The following is a 17,698-nucleotide window of genomic DNA, read 5'->3' on the forward strand; positions in this document are numbered from 1 at the left end:
AGGACTCACGATCGCATCAAGCGAGCAGGCGTGCCTATATATGTGCCAGTTGCCACTATATGGTCGACCACGGTTGCGCCTGCGCCAATTACCACGTCATTACAGACCCGTATTCCATCGATCACGGTCGCGCCTGCGCCAACCAACACGTTCGAACCGATCCGGCTGCGCCCAGCGACTATGGCGTTCACCGAGATGTGAGAGAAAGCCCCCACTTCACATTCGTGTTCAACGATCGCCCCGGTATTGATTATAACACCGCGCCCTACACGCGCTGACGGCCCTACATGAGCGTGGTGCCCAACAAAAGTCCCCTCGCCTATCTCAGCCAGCCTACCGATTGTTGAAGTCGGAGACACAAGAACCACAGAGTGCAGGACGGCGCTCTCCAATGCCTGCCTACGACGCAGATTGTCGCCCAGGGCGGGAAACACCGCCCAGCCGGCACTTGCAGGGTGCGGCATCGAGCTGACCACACTAAATCCTGCAAACTCCTCATCCGGCATGGCATTGGCGTCCACAAACAGAAGACACTTGACCCCCGCGGCCAGCGCCACGTCGGCAACGCTTCGCGCATGCCCGCCAAACCCCAGCACGTAAAGGCCGCTATAGGCCATCGAAATCATACCGCTGCCGGTCGGCTTGGCTGCGCCGATATCTCATCGAGGATAGCGACGTGTTCGGCGACGACATCGTCCCATGTCCGTTTGGCCAGCACATCGTCATAGAATTTTCGCTGCTGAGCGTAAAGGCCCTCTCGATTGTCGAGTGCCCACTCAATCTTGGCGGCCATGGCACGCCAGTCATAAGGGTCGAACAGCGACGCCGCACGCAGCGCGGGATCGGTAATGATCTCGCGCGTCACATCGATATCGCCCATCACTACCGGCGTCCCTACGGATAGTGCCTCAGTGAACGTGAATGGCATTCCGCCCTCGAAAAGGCTTGGGTTTACAGCGAGGTCGGCGAGTTTGTAGCAGGCAGCAAGTTCGGTTTCACTGAGACCGTGAAGGCACAAAACGTCTTCGCGCATATTTCGCTCTTCGAGAAAAACTTTGACATCCGGGTATTCAGCTTCGCCGGTGAGGATCAGCTTGTGGCCAATGTGCCGTTTCCGCAGAAGCCATTCATAAGCACGCAAGAAAGTCATTAAGTTCTTGGAAGGCCGAAATTGGCTTGGATACACTAGAAATTTCACTTTTGAGTTATTGAAGGCGCCGGCATAACTGCCGTAATTAGACTTTCGAACTGCCCCTAGAAAGACTCCTTCCGCATAGGCACGACTGGTGGCGTCGTTGTCCGGGAATCCGGTCACCGTCATCCGGCTACTGAGATCGTTTGGCGCATGGCGGATCGTATGGATTATGCTGGGATCGATACCGAACCTATGAACCAGAGTCTGACGTTTGACATGCTCGCTGTAAGTCACGAAATTCCTGCTCGAATAAATCGTCTTCTCCACCGACTCATAAGTGCGCAACGCGGGCGCTCCCCCAACCAAGGCAAATCCTATCGGGAATTCGGTAAGAACAACATCAGGCACACATACGAGAGCTGGGGCGTCCAGTTCGTTTACAATCGACCAAAACGCAGCGGGTGTGTACCACGCGCCGACACTGTTGTCGGCGTTTCCAATTTTGATCATCGCGGCTGCCTCTCTATCCAACATGCTCTGATGCAGTTGGGCGACAATGCTTGACCTGGAAATGGCAGCCGGGAGCCGCACCAGCTGCGCTAACCGTCTCCGCGCCAACCTGGCTTGACGATAGGCTGCATTGCGGGAGAGCCGCACAAAACGGAATATAAGAACTGCCACTGCAATTGGGATGGTTAGAAAAAATCCATATGCCAGCAGCGCAATCAACCCGGTCACGCTTCGGGCGCTTGCAATATGATCTTTCAGCCAGTTGGCATGATCGGCTGCTATACGGCGGACACGATTGTGCAACTTCTGAAACGGTTGCCGCGCTTGCCTGGGGCGCTTTGATCGCTCCATAAACTGATAAAGCCTGTACAGTAGCGGCGGGCGATGGGGACTTAATAAAGTAAAAGACTGGGGCGAAATGCCGCCCTCCGCGCAAAGCCGAGCGAGACTGTCCCGCGACCAACTCGGACACAAGACGGAGAAATGGGTATCGCCTCTTGCAGTCGCAGCTTTGAGGAACGCAGTGAGATAGCGGCCAAGGCCTTCATTTAGAAGGCTGGTGTTTGGCGAATAGGCGATGAAAATTCCGTACTTTTTCATAGCAGTTCGCGAACCACGTTCCAGTATGCGGGGGCCAAGTGCGAGACGCTCTGGCTACTAAGTTGTTCGGCGTTTGCCACGGCACGCTCCCGCTCAACCAAGCAGACCTCCATCTCATGTATTCGCCTGGCCATATCTTCGGGATCTTCCTGATCCATGAAACTCAGGCCCAACTGGAACTGGTGGTCAATCTCGCGCATCGCAGGATAGTCGCTAGACAGGGACGGAACTCCGAAATGCGCGGCCTCGATGACGCTGAAAGTGCCATTATCGAGTTCGGCAGGATGCCACAGGAAGGCTGCCGCTGAGAGTTGCCTTCGATATAGAGCTTCCGAAAGTTCGCCGAGAAATTTGACTTTCCGTCTGAGCATCGGGCTCCTGCCAACTATTTGGTCTAAACCTCTCAGGTTGGGCAGTTCGCTCTTGGTCAAATTGTCACTGCCTACACCCGTGACATGGCAGTCAAGCCGACCATTGTACACTTCGTAGTAAAGTTGCAGGGCTGCTAGCGCGCGGCGTTGGTTCTTGTGTGGTCCCAAATTCGTCGTCCACAAGAAGTAATGACTTTCGGCACCTGGCGGCCGGCGCTCCGCATCTCCTTTCTCCGGCGCGAGCATCGGAACCTTCGTGACTTTGTCGGCCCGTATTCCGGCATATTGCAATGCGTCCTGACGGCTAAATTCGGTCGTTACCAGCACATGCTCGGCGTTTCTGTTGGCAAGCAGTGTCATTTCTCCGATTGTGGTGACGTCGTAGTGGCGCTGCAAATAGTCGAACACCATCACCACACTGGGCCGCAGAGGGAGTAACGGAGAGACAAGCCGATCAGAGATGACGACCCACAGGTCGCAGTCGCAAAATTGCTTGATACCATCTTCAATAACGAGATAATTGTTGAACTTGGGTTTCCATTCAGAATGCCCTGCATAGCGCATAGCGCGTAAGGCTTCCGTCGCGTCCAAGGTGCGCCATTGGAATGACCGAACCTTGATTGAGGGCGGAACATCCGCCCATTCCTTCGCGGAATAGGACCCTGGCTCCCCCAGATGGGCCAGAACGACATCCACAGCTTCGCCAGCCTGCTCTGCCCCCTCGAAAATTGCCTGCGCCAACAGCTTTGCAGCACGAAGACTGCCGCCCCGATAACCGACCGGCACAACAACACCAATCCGCTTCTTTGGTGGGGAGGATAAGGCATCGGCAGCTTGGCTCGATTCCAGCCGATCAACGATATGGGCGAGATTCATTCGCCATGTGTCGAGCAACCGCTCTGGCTTCATCGCGTCGAGCAACCGCACCTGAGTTGCCCGGATTTCTGCCGCCAAGCGCATATCGCCTCCCAACAGCCTCTGCACCTTCTCTCTGGCTTCGACGATTGTTCGAGCGCGGCCAGGCAGGTCCTTGCCCCCAAGCTTGTCAAGCATACCATCGGCCATGAACACCAGTGGCATGCCAGCCCGTACAGCCTCAAAAGGGTGGTAATGAACATGACGCGGTTCCCGTGAGTGATAAAACATCACACGCAATTCTCGCATATTTCGTTCATGCGTTTCGCTAGGAACGAACCCGAGGACATGAGGATCATTCACCGCGACTGGCTGACTCCCCCCTATAACGTAGGGAACACCAGAAAAATTGCGCTTAAATTCCCGATATATTTCAAAATAATAATTATTGAAACCTATATCTGGACATACAAAGAAGACTCTACTGTCATTTCCCTTCCATTCATCTTTAGATAAATATGGGTATATTCCCAATGGAAGATAAATTCTTTTCTTTTTTATTTTTTCTTCCTCTATCTCGCTCAACCCTTCATATGCTTCTCCAAACCAAAAACGGTCACCGATATTTTCAATATTCCGCATTCCATCGCCGAAAAACTGACGAACAGCCGAATACGACTTCGTCATCTCCAAGCCGTATGCGCGCCATATTGCGGCCCCTCGAAAATGCCTCGAAATGCCATTCAACATATCTGCCTTGTGCAATATGAAGAAAAGCAGATCGAAATGCCGATTGGCCATTTTCCAAGCTTCAACCCCCGGATTGCCATACCAATCCGCAGCATTGAGAATAGCCAAATCCTCAGCGGGCACAGTGAGATTCCGGTCTTCGGTAAAATCCACGGAAGCGCTTCGAAAGCCCGGATCTGCAGGATAGGACTTCGGAAGAAAAATCTCGTCAAAGCCGCACGCCTTGAGCATCGGTATCTCGAACCGGCGCGCTGCTCCGTGGTTCAACAGCCACATTACCCGAGGCTTCATCCTACCCATAACAATTCATGCCTCTTCTCAGAACACTTCGGTTTAAATAAACTCCTACTAATTCAAAATATAGTCATATAAAACAATTATCTAAGATCATAATAACTACAAAATCCTATATTATCTTAAAATAATCCAACAGCGTATCTGTATAGATGGGAATCATTGTGTATCATTTCCAATAGCCGCTCTCTCCCTTTGCGTGATAGCGACATTTCTTCTTCTCGACTTCGATTCTCGCGATCTCTGGATAGCCGATAGGGCCCAAAATCAGGTACTAGCTGTTGCAGTTTCTGAATAGAGCGATCGAACTCCTCAACGAGACCGAAGAACGTTAATTTGCCAAGATTCTCTTTAGCAGAGCGAAGAAATTGCGGCGATCCAGGCTCTTCGCTGGACAGCATGTAGGTCTGTACATCCTTGAGTTGATCAACAAATCGCTGTCGCGGTGATGTAACAAATTCCTCAAAATTGACCGACTGCGCAAACTCTACATCGTCTATCTCATCAGGAGTCATGACCTTACGCCAAGGGTCGTCACTCGGAAAATTCCTAGGGTCATGCCAAGAATTATATTGTGAATAAGAGCGCGCTAGAGGATCTCGCAAAAAAGTCACATACATCGCATCAGGAAGCTTCCTGTAAATATCAATAAATCTAAAATGCCCCCAAAATAGTTTTTTCGATGCATCAGAAATCTGAATTTTGTTTAGATCGCCCAAAAAAGGTGGGGCTATGCACGCCGCCGGAATGTTACTTTCCAGGTATCGGAAAAAAGACGTACCAGCCGTCTTAGGAATATGCACGAAAACAATCGGCCTATCAAAAGGCCGATCACCTTTGGACGTCTTTTCCCTTCGCCAAAATCCGCGATGCAAGGTTGACCACGTCATCGTTCAACCCGTGAACCAGAAGGCCTCAGACCGATCCTCATTGTGCAGAAATCCGGCGATAGTGTTCAATCGCCTCATGAATCGGCGCGTCGAGGATCAATTTACCGCCGCTAAAAACCAAGCCTCTGTGGCAGAGCTTCTCTAGGTTGCTCAGGTCATGACTGGCCAGGATCATGATCTCGGATTTCTCTACCAGTTCCAGTATCCGGGTCTGTGCCTTCGCTATGAAGCGCGCGTCGCCTGCTCCGACCACCTCATCCAGAAGCAGGATATCTCCGCTGACCGCAGTCGAGATAGCGAAAGCAAGACGCACCTGCATGCCTGCCGAATAGGTTTTGAGCGGGTAGTCGATGAATTCGCCGATATCGGCGAATTCAACGATCTCGGCTTCCATCTCGCGCATGGCCTTTGGCGACAAGCCAAGTAGTAAGCCCCGATAGAGAATGTTTTCGCGCCCGGTGGCATCGGGTTCAAAGCCGAGGCTGAGATCGAGCATCGAACGGACGGTGCCGCGAACGTCGCGTTTGCCCGAGGAAATCGGATAGAGCCCCGCCACCATTTTGAGAAACGAGCTTTTACCCGCTCCATTATGGCCGAGCACCCCAACGCGTTCGCCCTCCTTGATTTCGACATTAAGGTCCTTAAGGGCATGGATGTCGACGATCTCGTGCCTGGTTCTGCCGGGCGCCAACCAGCCGGCGAGCAGAGACTTAAGCGACCTCTCCCTGAATGCCACAGAGGCATAGTGCAGATTGACGTTCTGGAGCCGGATGATGTTGGTCATAAGTAGAAAATAACTCTCTTCTCCGCGCGCTGTCCCACCAGCACCGCTATCGCGGTCAGGACGACGATCGTAGCCATAGACCAGATGTAGTTGGATGAAGTTGGCCATTCGCCGCGCAGCAGTGGCGCTCGTACGATCTGAAACAGGTGATAGATCGGATTGTAATCCACCAGCATATGCAGATCGCCTTTGCGAAAGGTCGACGCTTCAAAATAGATGGGGGAGACAAACCACATTGCCTGCAGGATCAGGCCCAAGGCATGCGGCAGATCCCGAAAACGGGTTGCGACATAGGCCATGATGGTCGCCCATGGCCACGCAATCAGTCCCAGGATGGGAAACGCCGTCAATGCAGCAAGCCAGCACCAGCCGAAATTCTGCGGCATGACCACGAGCACCCAAGCAACCAAAGCCGTGCTCGCCATGGCGAAAACGATGAGGCCAGTTAAAGCATTACGCAAGGTGTATATGGCTAAGGGGTGCCTGGTCTGCTTGATGTAGGCATCCGCCTGGACGAAGGCCAGGGAGCCGCCGACCACCGAACTAACGACATATTCCCACATGATCATTCCCGAAAGAATGTAGGGCGCGTACTCCGTGATCTGCGTGTTGAAGATCCGGCTGAACACAAAGGACAGCAACAGCGTCAGCCCCAGAGGCTGCAGAATCGACCAGAAAATCCCAAAGAAGGACCGTCGCCAGCGCGAGCGCAGGTCGGACATCGAAAGATGCCACCAGAAATACCGAGCTGCCCAGATGCCTTTTAGATAAGTCACGTCATTCCCAACATTTCGAGGCCATTCGCGCCAGTGTCCAAAATCACCAAACACCTCTATCGCCAAAAAGAGCTAACCGCCGCGCAAATCCATTCGACCTGCGCGGGGGTCAGCCCCGGATAACTCGGAAGATTGATGCCTCGCGCACTCAGGCCTGCTCCCACAGGGAAGATTTCATCGGTGCGACAATGCGGCATGAGATGAACTTGCGGGAAGAAAGGCCTCGTTTCGATCCCCCGTTCGCCAAGATGGGTGCGAAGCCGATCCCTATCTTCTGGGTGGTCCAGAATTACCGAACACATCCAGTAGGAATGGGTCACATCTCCCACCGCATCGTGGGTGCGTAGCGGCAAGCCCGACAACCCAGCCCGATAGGCATCCGCCACCTTGCGTTTGGCGGCAATAATCTCTGCTGCAATCTCGATCTGCGCCAGACCGATCGCGGCTTCGATGTTCGTCATGCGGTAATTGTAGGCCAGCATGTCGTGCCAATATTCACGCTCGGGCGAAACTCCCTGGCTTTTCAACCGCCGGCATTGGGCCATGATTTCGGGATCGCGAATGAGGACCATACCGCCCTCACCCGTGGTGATCGTCTTGTTGCCGAAAAAGCTGAAGGTAGCGGCGTCGCCAAAGGTGCCGACATGTTGGCCCTTCAAAAGGGATCCGAACGCCTCCGCGCAGTCTTCGACCAGCAGAAGGTCGTGCTCGCGACAGAGCCCGACTATGGAATCCATGTCGCAGGGGTGGCCATAGAGATGGACCACCATGACAGCCTTAGTTCGCGGTGTAATGGCCTTTCGAATCGCTGCCGGATCAACCTGTAGCGTTGCTTCTATCGAATCGACGAATACGGGTTTCGCGCCGGTTTGCAGGATCGTGTTGACAGAGGCGACATAGGTGAGGCTGGGAACGATCACCTCATCCCCTGGGCCGATCCCCAATGCCTCCAGCGCGAGATGGATCGCGACCGTGCCGTTGGCTACGCTCGTGGCCCCTTCCGCGCCGGTAAAGGCGGCAAAGGCTGCTTCGAATTTCGCGATGAACTCGCCGCGTGACGAAATCCAACCTGTTTTCAGGCATTCGTTCACATAGGCAGAAACGTTGCCCGCCAAATAGGGTTCATAAACAGGGATCCGTTCCATGTCATTCCTTGCGGCTGGGTTGCGGATATCCGCTTTTCACCAACAAGGCCTCCCGTTCGGCCCCCTTCAGGTCTTCCACGACCATTTCCTTGACGAGTTCGGCAAATGTCGTTTTCGGCTCCCAGCCGAGCTTCTGTCGGGCTTTTGAGGGATCGCCGAGCAAAGTCTCAACTTCGGCCGACCGGAAATACCGTGGATCCACGGCGACGATACAACCACCTGTTGATGCATCATAGCCCTTTTCGTCCGCGCCTTCGCCCTCCCAGCGCATGGATATGCCAAGTTCTGCCGCGGCAAGGGTCACAAATTCGCGAACGGAATGCTGTACTCCAGACGCGATGACGTAATCCTCAGCAACGTCTTGTTGCAACATCAACCACTGCATCTCGACGTAGTCCCGCGCATGGCCCCAGTCGCGCAAGGCGCTGAGATTTCCCAGATACAGCCTTTCCTGCATACCTAGCTTGATGCGCGCCATGGCCCGCGTAATCTTCCGGGTAACGAATGTTTCGCCACGGATTGGTGACTCATGATTGAACAGGATCCCGTTGCACGCATAGATGCCATAGGATTCCCTGTAGTTTACCGTTATCCAGTGCGCATAAAGCTTGGCCACGGCGTAGGGCGAGCGTGGATAAAATGGTGTCGTCTCTCTCTGAGGGACTTCCTGAACCAACCCGAAAAGCTCGGACGTTGATGCCTGGTAGAAGCGGGTCCTTTTCTCCAATCCCAAAATCCGGATCGCTTCAAGGAGGCGGAGTGTGCCCAGGCCATCTGTGTTCGCAGTGTATTCAGGCTCTTCAAAGGAGACGGCGACGTGGCTCTGAGCCGCAAGATTGTAGATCTCATCAGGTTGAACGATCTGAACGATCCGAGTCAGACTGGACGAATCAGTCATGTCCCCGTGGTGCAACGTCAGATCGGCGCCACTGTCGTGCGGGTCGTGATATAGATGATCTATCCGGTCTGTATTGAAAAGCGAAGAACGCCTTCTAAGACCATGCACAGAATACCCTTTTTCAATTAGTAATGCTGCAAGGTAAGATCCATCTTGCCCGGTGATCCCGGTAATCAGCGCGATTTTTTTATCTGCCAAGTTCAAGTTCCTTCACTCTTACGTGCGGCCGTAAACATCATCAAACCGCACGATATCGTCTTCGCCCAGATATTCCCCGCTTTGCACTTCGATCATGACGAGCGGAAGAATGCCGGGATTTTCGAGGCGGTGCTTGTGGCCGCAGGGGATATAGGTGGACTGGTTGGTCGCCAGCAGGATTTCACTCTGGCCATTGACGACCTTCGCGGTCCCGCTCACCACCACCCAGTGCTCGGAGCGGTGATGGTGCGCCTGAAGGCTCAGGCGCGCGTTCGGCTTCACCTCGATCCGCTTGATCTTGAAGCGCGGCCCCTCCTCCAGGACGGTGTAGGTACCCCATGGGCGATGCACGGTGCGATGCACGGTTGCCGCCTCATGCCCCTCCGCCTTGAGGCGGTTGTAGAGGTCCTTGACCTCCTGCGCCTTGTCCTTGTGGGCGATAAGAAGCGCATCCGGCGTGTCGACGATCAACAGATCCGAAACACCGACAAGACCGACAAGCCGGTCTTCGCTGTGCACGTAGCAGTTCGTCGTGTCATGGAGCATTGTCTCGCCGGTCGTGCGGTTGCCATTGTCGTCGGCTGGAACAAGCTTCGACAGAACGGTCCATGAGCCGATGTCGGACCAATCGAAGCTGCAGGGCACGAAACCCACGTTCTTTGCTTTCTCCATGACCGCATAGTCGATGGAAACAGCAGGAACAGCCGCGAAACCATCCTTGTCTATCTCAACAGTGATCGAGTCCACGGCATCGCTTGTCCTCGCCGCCTCGAGCGCCGTGCGCGCATTGGACAACACATCCGGACACAGTTCCTGCATCGAGGCGATCATGGAGCGGGCCGCAAAACAGAACATGCCCGAATTCCAGAAAAAACGACCGCTGGCGATAAATTGGGCCGCTCGTTCCGCATTCGGCTTTTCCACGAACCGAAGGACCGTATCTCCCTCGGCCTCGATATAGCCAAACCCGGTTTCAGGGCTCTCGGCCTTCATGCCAAACGTGACGATCCGTCCCGTGGCCGCGATCGCCGCCGCCTTCGCCACGGCCGCGCCAAACCCGGCTTCGTCCATGATCAGGTGATCCGCAGGCAGCACAACCAGAACCGCGTCTGGATTATCGCGCGCGACCTGCAACGCAGCGAGCGCGACCGCGGCTGCCGTGTCACGGCCGAAAGGCTCCAGCAGGAACGTGTTCCTTACACCTGGCGCCGCCACCTCCGCATACTCGTCCGCCGTCAGGAACAGCAGATCGCGATTGGTGACCGTCACAATTTGATCAACGCCTGCAAGTCCGGCTGCGCGGGCGTATGTCCTGCGAATGAGGGTCCCGCCTCCCGGCAAGGGAATGAACGGCTTGGGGTGCAACGCACGAGAAATAGGCCAGAGGCGGGAACCGACACCGCCACTTATGATGACAGGAACGATATTGGTCAAACGTCAGCCTTCCAGGATTTGAGTTCGGCTGAGGTCAAGACCCCAAGCGAGCAATTCGTCTGCGCGGGATTCTGTCTTTGCCTCGATGTAGCACCGCAATTCGGGCGCGTTGCCTGACGCACGGAAGTGAACAACCTCTCCGTTACGGGCGGTGACGCGCACGCCATCGCGATTGTCAATGTTCGCGACGCCGCCGAGAATCTCGAAAAGAGTATCGGCATAACCGGCATCCGTCGCCAATCTTTTGAGGAAAGACGCGCTATCTTCCGCCGACACGCCTTCCAGCCGGCCACTTGCCGCAGCAAGGAATCCGAAACCGGAGGCGATCTCGGCGAGCGGGCGACCTGCCGTAGCAATCGTTGACAGCGCACAGAGAATTGGCAACAGCGAATCCCGGGTTCGCAAGGCCGCGAGCGTGCGGCCATCCTTCTCGACGGATGACCCCAGAAGAACGCCGCCATTTGCTTCGAACCCAACGACGCATTTTGCCCCTTGAGCGAGGGCTGTGCCGATCCCTTCGATGACATAGGGCGAGCCTATGCGTGTGCGCACCACGGTTGCGAAATGCCCGCAACGCTCCAGGGCAGAATTGGAACTGACCGGCGTAACGATGCAGTCGGCATCAAGAAAACGCGCCGTGATCGCGCCGATCAGGTCGCCGCGCACGAAACTGCCCTGCGCATCCGCCACAAGCGGCCGGTCGCCATCGCCATCAGCGGACACGATGGCATCGAACGGCTCCGCCGCCGACCAGTTTTTGAGAAGCGATAAATCCTCTTGCCTCAGCGCTTCGGTATCCACCGGAATGAAATGCGTGGATCTGCCGAGGGGCACCGCCTCGGCTCCCAACGCACGAAGGATATCGACAATGATGTCCCTCGCTACGGACGAATGCTGGTAGACCCCGACACGGACACCAGACAGGCTACCCCTTTGAAAGAAGCCAAGAAAATGATCCCTGTAGCCTGCGGACGGTTCGGAGCCCAGTTGTACGGGTTCAACGGATGGCTGTGATCGGTCGGCTATCTGCAAGCCTGCGTGGATTGCCACAATTTCAAGCTCATCGCGCTTGTCGATCTCGCCGTCCGCCCGGTAGAATTTAAGCCCATTCCTGTCGTCGGGAATATGACTGCCGGTCACCATGATCGCCGGAGCTTTGCCCGCTGCATAAAGTGCGAGTGCTGGCGTGGGCAAGGCTCCGCAATCGACCGGCACCAAACCGGCTTCGGCGATTGCAGCATGGACAATCCCCGCAATCTCGGGACTGGAAGAGCGAAGGTCGCGCCCAACAAGGATCTTGTCGCCCTCGCTCAACGCACCACGCCCCATAAGCATGCGTGCGAAGGCAATCGTATAGGTGCGCGCCGGTGGCCCCATAAGCTCGCTGACGAGACCGCGCAGCCCGCTGGTGCCGAACTTCAAAGTCACTGATTGCTACCTTTTTCCGGGAATGCTGCCCCGGTATAAATTTCGGCAAGGCCCCTCACCTGCCGCAGCCTGCGACGGCATGAAGGCTGGCGAGCGTGAACGTCAGACGGCGCGTCGCTATAGATCAAAGCCAGCGACCTGATCTTCATAGATGGCAGTTTTTGCTTAGAGACCGCTAATATTATTGGGTACAGCCGGGTCTCATTGCCTCCAGCAAGGATGATCCCTTTCAAGAAGCTCTCCGTGAATTGCCAAGCCCCCGCCTGACACCCGAGTTGCCCGTGCTTAGGTTTCACGCAATGGCTTGTCAATCTCGGACGCGGGACCGGGTTCGATTTCAACACGCTGCGGGGGTCAGTCGATCTCGCCGTGAAAGGCCACGCAGCAAGCCTACCGAGTTTCAGCGATCCAGGATGCGGTGCACGACCCGCACGGTGGATTCTCGCCATTCCGGCGCGCTCCATCCGAATACGGCCGCGAATTTCGCGCTCGACAGGCGCGAATTGGCGGGACGCCTCGCCTTGGTCGGATAGTCCTTGGTGGCGATATCCCGCACCTGCGCCGAAGGACCGCCAGACGCTTGGCTGGTGTCCAGGACATGACGGGCAAAGCCGCTCCAGTTGGTCTCACCCGTGCCGGCCAGATGATAGGTACCGAACGCACCACTCTTGTCGTCATGCAGCATCGTCGCCGCATGCAGGATGGCGTCGGCGATATCGAGCGCCGAGGTGGGATTGCCGCACTGATCGGCCACCACCGAAATCTCGTCGCGGTCGGCGGCCAGCCGCAGCATGGTTTTGACGAAATTCTTGCCGAACGGGCTGTAGACCCATGCGGTTCGCAGGATCAGGTGGCGCGGGCCGGCAGCGGCCACCTCCTGCTCGCCGGCGAGCTTGGAGGCTCCGTAGACGCCAAGCGGTGCCGTTGCGTCGGTTTCGACATAGGCGTGGGAAGCGCTGCCGTTGAAGACATAGTCGGTCGAGAGATGGATGATCGGAACGCCAAGGCGCGCGGCGGCCTGCGCCACCTTGCCGGCGCCGGTCGCGTTGACCGCGAAAGCCAGATCAGGCTCATCCTCGGCCTGATCCACGGCGGTGTAAGCGGCGGCCGAGACGACGATATCCGGCTTGCCCGCCGCGATGGCGTCGATGACGGTCGCGGGTCTTGCCAGGTCGAGTTCCGGACGGCCGATGGCGACGACCTCCACGCCGGTGCGCGCTTGGCCGGCCTGCAGCAGGCTTGCCGCGACCTGACCGTCGCGTCCGATGACGACGAGCCTCACGCGCCAGCCTTGCGCGCTTCGCCCAGTCTTTCACCGGCGTAGCGCTGCTCGCGGATCGGCCCCCACCACCATTTGTTGTCGAGGAACCAGTCCACGGTTCTGGCCAGGCCGCTGTCGAAATTCTCCCTCGGCGCCCAGCCGAGTTCGCGGCCGATCTTGGAGGCATCGATGGCGTAGCGACGGTCGTGGCCGGGGCGATCGGTGACGAAGGAGATCAGGTCGCGGTAGCGCTTGCCCCCGGCCCGGGGACGCCTGACATCGAGCAGGTCGCAGATCGTCTCGACGACGGCGAGGTTCGTCCGTTCCGAATTGCCGCCGACATTGTAGCTCTCGCCGGGCGTGCCCTTGGTGGCGACGAGTTCCAGGGCCCGCGCATGATCCTCGACGAACAGCCAGTCGCGCACATTGGCGCCGGCGCCGTAGACCGGCAGCGGTTTTTCGTCGAGCGCGTTGAGAATGACGAGCGGGATCAGTTTTTCGGGAAAATGATAGGGGCCGTAATTGTTCGAACAATTGGAGAGCACGACCGGCAGGCCATAGGTCTCGTGCCAGGCCCGCACCAGATGGTCCGAGGCCGCCTTCGAGGCGGAATAGGGCGAGGACGGCGCGTAAGGCGTCTCCTCGACGAACATACCGCCATCGAAAGGCAGATCGCCGAACACCTCGTCGGTCGAGACATGATGGAAACGGAAGCGGCTTTTCCGGTCGTCGGCAAGGCCGCGCCAGTATTCAAGTGCCGCATTGAGTATCCGGTAGGTGCCGACGATGTTGGTCTCGATGAAGGCGCCGGGTCCGTCGATCGAACGGTCGACATGGCTCTCGGCAGCAAGGTTCATGACGATGTCGATATTGTCACGGCGCAGGAGATCGAGCACCGCCCTCTCGTCGCAGATATCGGCATGGACGAAGCTGTAATTATGCGCGTTTTCGATCGGCCGCAGCGAAGCCAGGTTGCCGGCATAGGTCAGCTTGTCGAGATTGGTCACCCGGTAAGCCGGATTGGCGCACAGATGCCGGCACACCGCCGAACCGATGAAGCCGGCACCGCCCGTCACCAGAAAGTTCATGCCGCTATCCCCATCAGGCAAACACCTCTGCGGCAGCAAGCAGCGGCGCCTTGAGGTCCTTGTCCGAAAGCTGGAACCCGCCAGCGATGGACGGCCACTTGATGCCGATGGCGGGATCATCGAAACGGATCGAGCGCTCATGGTCGGGCGAATAGGTGTCGGTGACCTTGTAGAGGACCTCGGTGTCGGGCACGAGCGTCACAAAGCCATGTGCAAAGCCCCTTGGCACCAGAATCTGGTTGCCCTTTTCGGCCGAAATCTCGTGAGCGATCCATTTTCCAAAGGTCTTCGAGCTGCGGCGGATGTCGACACAAACATCCAGAATCCGGCCGCGGATCACACGCAGCAACTTGTCCTGGGTGCGGGGCGCAAGTTGATAATGCAGCCCGCGCAAGACGCCCGCCGCCGCGGAATAGGAATGGTTGTCCTGGATGAAATGCAATTTTATCCCGGCATGCGCAAAGCGCTCGGCATTGTATGTCTCCATGAAGAAGCCGCGTGCATCGCCATGCCGCTTTGGGACGATTTCCAGCACGCCTTCGAGGCCGAGGGACCTGATCTCCAACGCTCAGCCCTCCGACAGATCGGCGACGCGCCGGCGCAGATAGGCGGCATATTCATTTTTGCCCAACCGGGTTGCCCGTTCCAGCACTTGGTCTGCCGTCAACCAGCCCTGCTCGAAGGCGATCTCCTCAGGGCAAGCGACCTTGATGCCTTGCCGGTGTTCAATCGTTCGCACGAAGGAAGACGCGTCGTTCAGACTGTCATGGGTCCCTGTGTCGAGCCAGGCATAGCCGCGCCCCAGCCGGTGCACATGCAGCAAGCCGCGATCGAGATAGGCGTTGTTGACCGCCGTGATCTCGAGTTCGCCGCGGGCCGAAGGTTTAATGGACGAAGCGATGTCGACGACGGCGTTGTCGTAGAAATACAGCCCCGTGACGGCCCAGTTGGATTTCGGCTTTTGCGGCTTTTCCTCGATCGTGAGCGCGGTTCCGGTGGCCTTGTCGAAGGACACAACGCCATACCGTTCAGGATCATCGACGCGGTAGGCGAACACCGAAGCGCCGGTGTCGCGCGCAGCGGCGGCGCGGCAAAGCTGCGACAGCCCGTCGCCAAAATAGATGTTGTCGCCCAGGATCATCGACACGCTGTCCTTGCCGATGAAGTCACGGCCGATGATGAAAGCTTCCGCGAGCCCATTGGGTTGCGGCTGCTCCGCATAGGAGATTTCCAGCCCAAAATCCGAGCCGTCGCCGAGTAGATCACGAAAGACAGGCAGATCTCGCGGCGTCGAAATAACCAGGATCTCGCGAATTTCCGCAAGCATCAGTACGCTCAGCGGATAGTAGATCATCGGCTTGTCGTATACCGGAAGAATTTGTTTAGAGACTGCCAATGTCAGCGGATAAAGGCGCGTTCCACTACCTCCCGCAAGGATAATTCCTTTCAAGAAGCTCTCCCTGACATGCCCAAATCCCCTCGGCAGCAGCGGTAGCCATATGACACCTGAAAAGCTGCTGCCAGCGCCCGCTTATATCCTAGAGTCGTTACCAAAATACGCCTGGTACCACTCGACGAACCGCCCTACCCCGTCAGCCACCGACGTACCGGGGCGATAGCCGACCGCCGCTTGGAGAGCCGAGGTGTCGGCGAAGGTGTCCGGCACGTCGCCGGGCTGCAGCGGCAAGAACTCGATGATGGCCTTGCGGCCAAGCGCGTTTTCCAGCGCCTCGACATAGGCGGTCAGCTTCACCGGATTGTTGTTGCCGATGTTGAAGATGCGCCAGGGGGCACTGCTCGTTGCCGGATCCGGATGGCCGGAATCCCAGGCAGGGTTGCCGGCGGCAGGGCTGTCGCTGGTTCGGATCACGCCTTCGGCGATGTCATCGACATAGGTGAAGTCGCGCGTGTGGTTGCCATTGTTGAACAGCTTGATCGGCTCACCGGCCAGGATACTCCTGGTGAACAGGAACAGCGCCATGTCGGGACGCCCCCAGGGACCGTACACGGTGAAGAACCGCAGCCCGGTGGTCGGCAGGCCGAACAGATGGCTGTAGCTGTGCGCCATCAATTCGTTGGCGCGCTTGGTCGCGGCGTAGAATTGCAGCGGATGGTCGGCCGGGCGGTGCTCTGAGAACGGCATGTCGGTGTTTGCGCCGTAGACACTCGAGGTGCTGGCATAGGTGAGGTGTGCTATGCCGCCGCTGCGACAGGCCTCCAGCATGTTGGTGAAAGCGACGATGTTGCTTTCGACATAGGCGCGCGGGTTTTCCAGGCTGTAGCGCACCCCTGCCTGGGCGGCGAGATGGATCACCCGGTCGAAGGCGTGGTCGGCAAAGCAGCCGTCCACGATCTGTCTGTCAGCAAGATTGCCGTGGATGAAATGATAGCCGGCATTGGTGCCGCGGCTCGCCTCGGCCAGCAGCCGCAGCCGCGCCTGCTTGATCGCGGGATCGTAGTAATCGTTGACGCTGTCGATGCCGACAACCTCGTCGCCACGTTCCAGGAGCCGCCTGGCGACGTGATAGCCTATGAAGCCGGCGGCGCCGGTGACCAGAACCTTCATCAGAAGCGCCCGTCCTCGGGAATGGAGCCCTGACGTCTATGGCATGCCAAGCTTCCGACAGACCTCAGGAGCGCTTCAGCAGCGACCACACGGCCGGTACAAGGCTTGCCGCCAGTGCAACCTTGATCAGGTCGCCGACGATGAACGGCACGACGCCGAACTGCCAGGACTTTTCCGGGCCGATGAGCAGCGCTAGCCAGGCAAAGCCCATCGCCATCATCACCACTTCGGCAACCAGCATCGCGTTGAAAAGCTTGATCGGGTGGCGGTCCCAGCCGCGATCGGCAGCCCAACCGACAATCGCCGCCATGACCACAAAGCCAGCGAGGTAGCCGCCGGTCGAGCCGAGCATGTAGGCAATGCCGACGCCCTTTTCCGGGGTACCCTGGAAGACCGGGAAGCCCATGGCGCCTTCAGCCATGTAGAGCAGCAGCGTGGCGACGCCGAGGCGCATGCCGAAGGCGGCGGCGATCAGCAAAACGGCGAGCGTCTGCATAGAGATGTCGACGGGGCCCAGCACAACCTTGGTCTTGGCCGACAGGGTCAAAAGCAGCGTTCCGGCGATCGCCAGCAAAAGCTGTGTTGCCAGTCGCGCCGCGCCTTCTTGCGGCAAAGCCAGAAAAACAAGCGGGCGCATCGTCGTTGCAGTTGCCATGGTCTTCCCCAATCCGATGTGTCGCGATCCGATAATCACGGTCTCAGCATTTTCCTATAT

At 57.3% G+C, this 17,698-nt stretch carries 17 protein-coding genes; all 17 read right to left on the minus strand.

Annotation, left to right across the window (positions count from 1 at the left end):
* Window positions 1-5: 5 nt before the first annotated feature.
* The 17 genes from HGP13_RS27280 to HGP13_RS27355 all read right to left on the minus strand — a co-directional run bounded on the left by HGP13_RS27280 (window position 6) and on the right by HGP13_RS27355 (window position 17,638).
* Window positions 6-617 carry a NeuD/PglB/VioB family sugar acetyltransferase gene (locus HGP13_RS27280; protein WP_172231229.1) on the minus strand — a complete coding sequence of 204 codons (612 nt, stop codon included), beginning with the start codon at window positions 615-617 and terminating at the stop codon, window positions 6-8.
* A 5-nt stretch (window positions 618-622) separates the two neighbouring features.
* Complete coding sequence (locus HGP13_RS27285; RefSeq protein ID WP_172231232.1) at window positions 623-2,245, minus strand: glycosyltransferase; 1,623 nt, start codon at window positions 2,243-2,245, stop codon at window positions 623-625.
* The gene (locus HGP13_RS27290) at window positions 2,242-4,497 is read right to left on the minus strand and encodes a glycosyltransferase (RefSeq protein WP_246707138.1); all 2,256 of its coding nucleotides are present in this window, start codon (window positions 4,495-4,497) and stop codon (window positions 2,242-2,244) included. The genes HGP13_RS27285 and HGP13_RS27290 overlap by 4 nt, the downstream gene beginning before the upstream one ends.
* A 140-nt stretch (window positions 4,498-4,637) precedes the next feature.
* Window positions 4,638-5,405 (minus strand): sulfotransferase family 2 domain-containing protein, encoded by a 768-nt coding sequence (locus HGP13_RS27295; RefSeq protein ID WP_172231238.1) that lies wholly within the window; start codon window positions 5,403-5,405, stop codon window positions 4,638-4,640.
* A 37-nt stretch (window positions 5,406-5,442) separates the two neighbouring features.
* On the minus strand, window positions 5,443-6,189 hold the full coding sequence (locus HGP13_RS27300; RefSeq protein WP_172231241.1) for an ABC transporter ATP-binding protein: 747 nt from the start codon (window positions 6,187-6,189) through the stop codon (window positions 5,443-5,445).
* Window positions 6,186-6,911: an ABC transporter permease gene (locus tag HGP13_RS27305; protein WP_172231244.1), complete on the minus strand. Its 726-nt coding sequence runs from the start codon at window positions 6,909-6,911 to the stop codon at window positions 6,186-6,188. The genes HGP13_RS27300 and HGP13_RS27305 overlap by 4 nt, the downstream gene beginning before the upstream one ends.
* 110 nt (window positions 6,912-7,021) lie before the next feature.
* Complete coding sequence (locus HGP13_RS27310) at window positions 7,022-8,110, minus strand: DegT/DnrJ/EryC1/StrS family aminotransferase (protein WP_172231247.1); 1,089 nt, start codon at window positions 8,108-8,110, stop codon at window positions 7,022-7,024.
* A 1-nt stretch (window position 8,111) separates the two neighbouring features.
* Entirely contained in the window at window positions 8,112-9,206 is a 1,095-nt protein-coding gene (gmd, locus tag HGP13_RS27315) for a GDP-mannose 4,6-dehydratase (protein ID WP_172231250.1), read from the minus strand.
* A gap of 18 nt (window positions 9,207-9,224) precedes the next feature.
* Entirely contained in the window at window positions 9,225-10,640 is a 1,416-nt protein-coding gene (locus HGP13_RS27320; protein ID WP_210266325.1) for a mannose-1-phosphate guanylyltransferase/mannose-6-phosphate isomerase, read from the minus strand.
* 3 nt (window positions 10,641-10,643) lie between these two features.
* Window positions 10,644-12,068, minus strand: coding sequence for a phosphomannomutase (locus HGP13_RS27325; RefSeq protein WP_172231253.1), 1,425 nt, complete (start codon window positions 12,066-12,068; stop codon window positions 10,644-10,646).
* The gene (locus HGP13_RS38800) at window positions 12,065-12,532 is read right to left on the minus strand and encodes a sugar phosphate nucleotidyltransferase (RefSeq protein ID WP_348647094.1); all 468 of its coding nucleotides are present in this window, start codon (window positions 12,530-12,532) and stop codon (window positions 12,065-12,067) included. Before HGP13_RS38800 ends, HGP13_RS27325 begins: the two co-directional genes overlap by 4 nt.
* Entirely contained in the window at window positions 12,469-13,350 is an 882-nt protein-coding gene (rfbD, locus tag HGP13_RS27330; protein ID WP_172231256.1) for a dTDP-4-dehydrorhamnose reductase, read from the minus strand. The genes HGP13_RS38800 and rfbD overlap by 64 nt, the downstream gene beginning before the upstream one ends.
* Window positions 13,347-14,417, minus strand: a complete 1,071-nt coding sequence (gene rfbB / locus HGP13_RS27335; protein ID WP_172231259.1) for a dTDP-glucose 4,6-dehydratase — start codon at window positions 14,415-14,417, stop codon at window positions 13,347-13,349. Before rfbB ends, rfbD begins: the two co-directional genes overlap by 4 nt.
* Before the next feature lie 13 nt (window positions 14,418-14,430).
* Window positions 14,431-14,982: a dTDP-4-dehydrorhamnose 3,5-epimerase gene (rfbC, locus tag HGP13_RS27340; protein WP_172231262.1), complete on the minus strand. Its 552-nt coding sequence runs from the start codon at window positions 14,980-14,982 to the stop codon at window positions 14,431-14,433.
* A gap of 3 nt (window positions 14,983-14,985) precedes the next feature.
* On the minus strand, window positions 14,986-15,867 hold the full coding sequence (rfbA, locus tag HGP13_RS27345) for a glucose-1-phosphate thymidylyltransferase RfbA (protein ID WP_172231265.1): 882 nt from the start codon (window positions 15,865-15,867) through the stop codon (window positions 14,986-14,988).
* A gap of 81 nt (window positions 15,868-15,948) precedes the next feature.
* On the minus strand, window positions 15,949-16,983 hold the full coding sequence (locus HGP13_RS27350; protein ID WP_172231268.1) for an NAD-dependent epimerase: 1,035 nt from the start codon (window positions 16,981-16,983) through the stop codon (window positions 15,949-15,951).
* A 64-nt stretch (window positions 16,984-17,047) separates the two neighbouring features.
* Window positions 17,048-17,638 carry a biotin transporter BioY gene (locus tag HGP13_RS27355; RefSeq protein ID WP_172231271.1) on the minus strand — a complete coding sequence of 197 codons (591 nt, stop codon included), beginning with the start codon at window positions 17,636-17,638 and terminating at the stop codon, window positions 17,048-17,050.
* Window positions 17,639-17,698: the final 60 nt, after the last annotated feature.

Source organism: Mesorhizobium sp. NZP2077 (genome assembly GCF_013170805.1).
Taxonomy (GTDB): domain Bacteria; phylum Pseudomonadota; class Alphaproteobacteria; order Rhizobiales; family Rhizobiaceae; genus Mesorhizobium.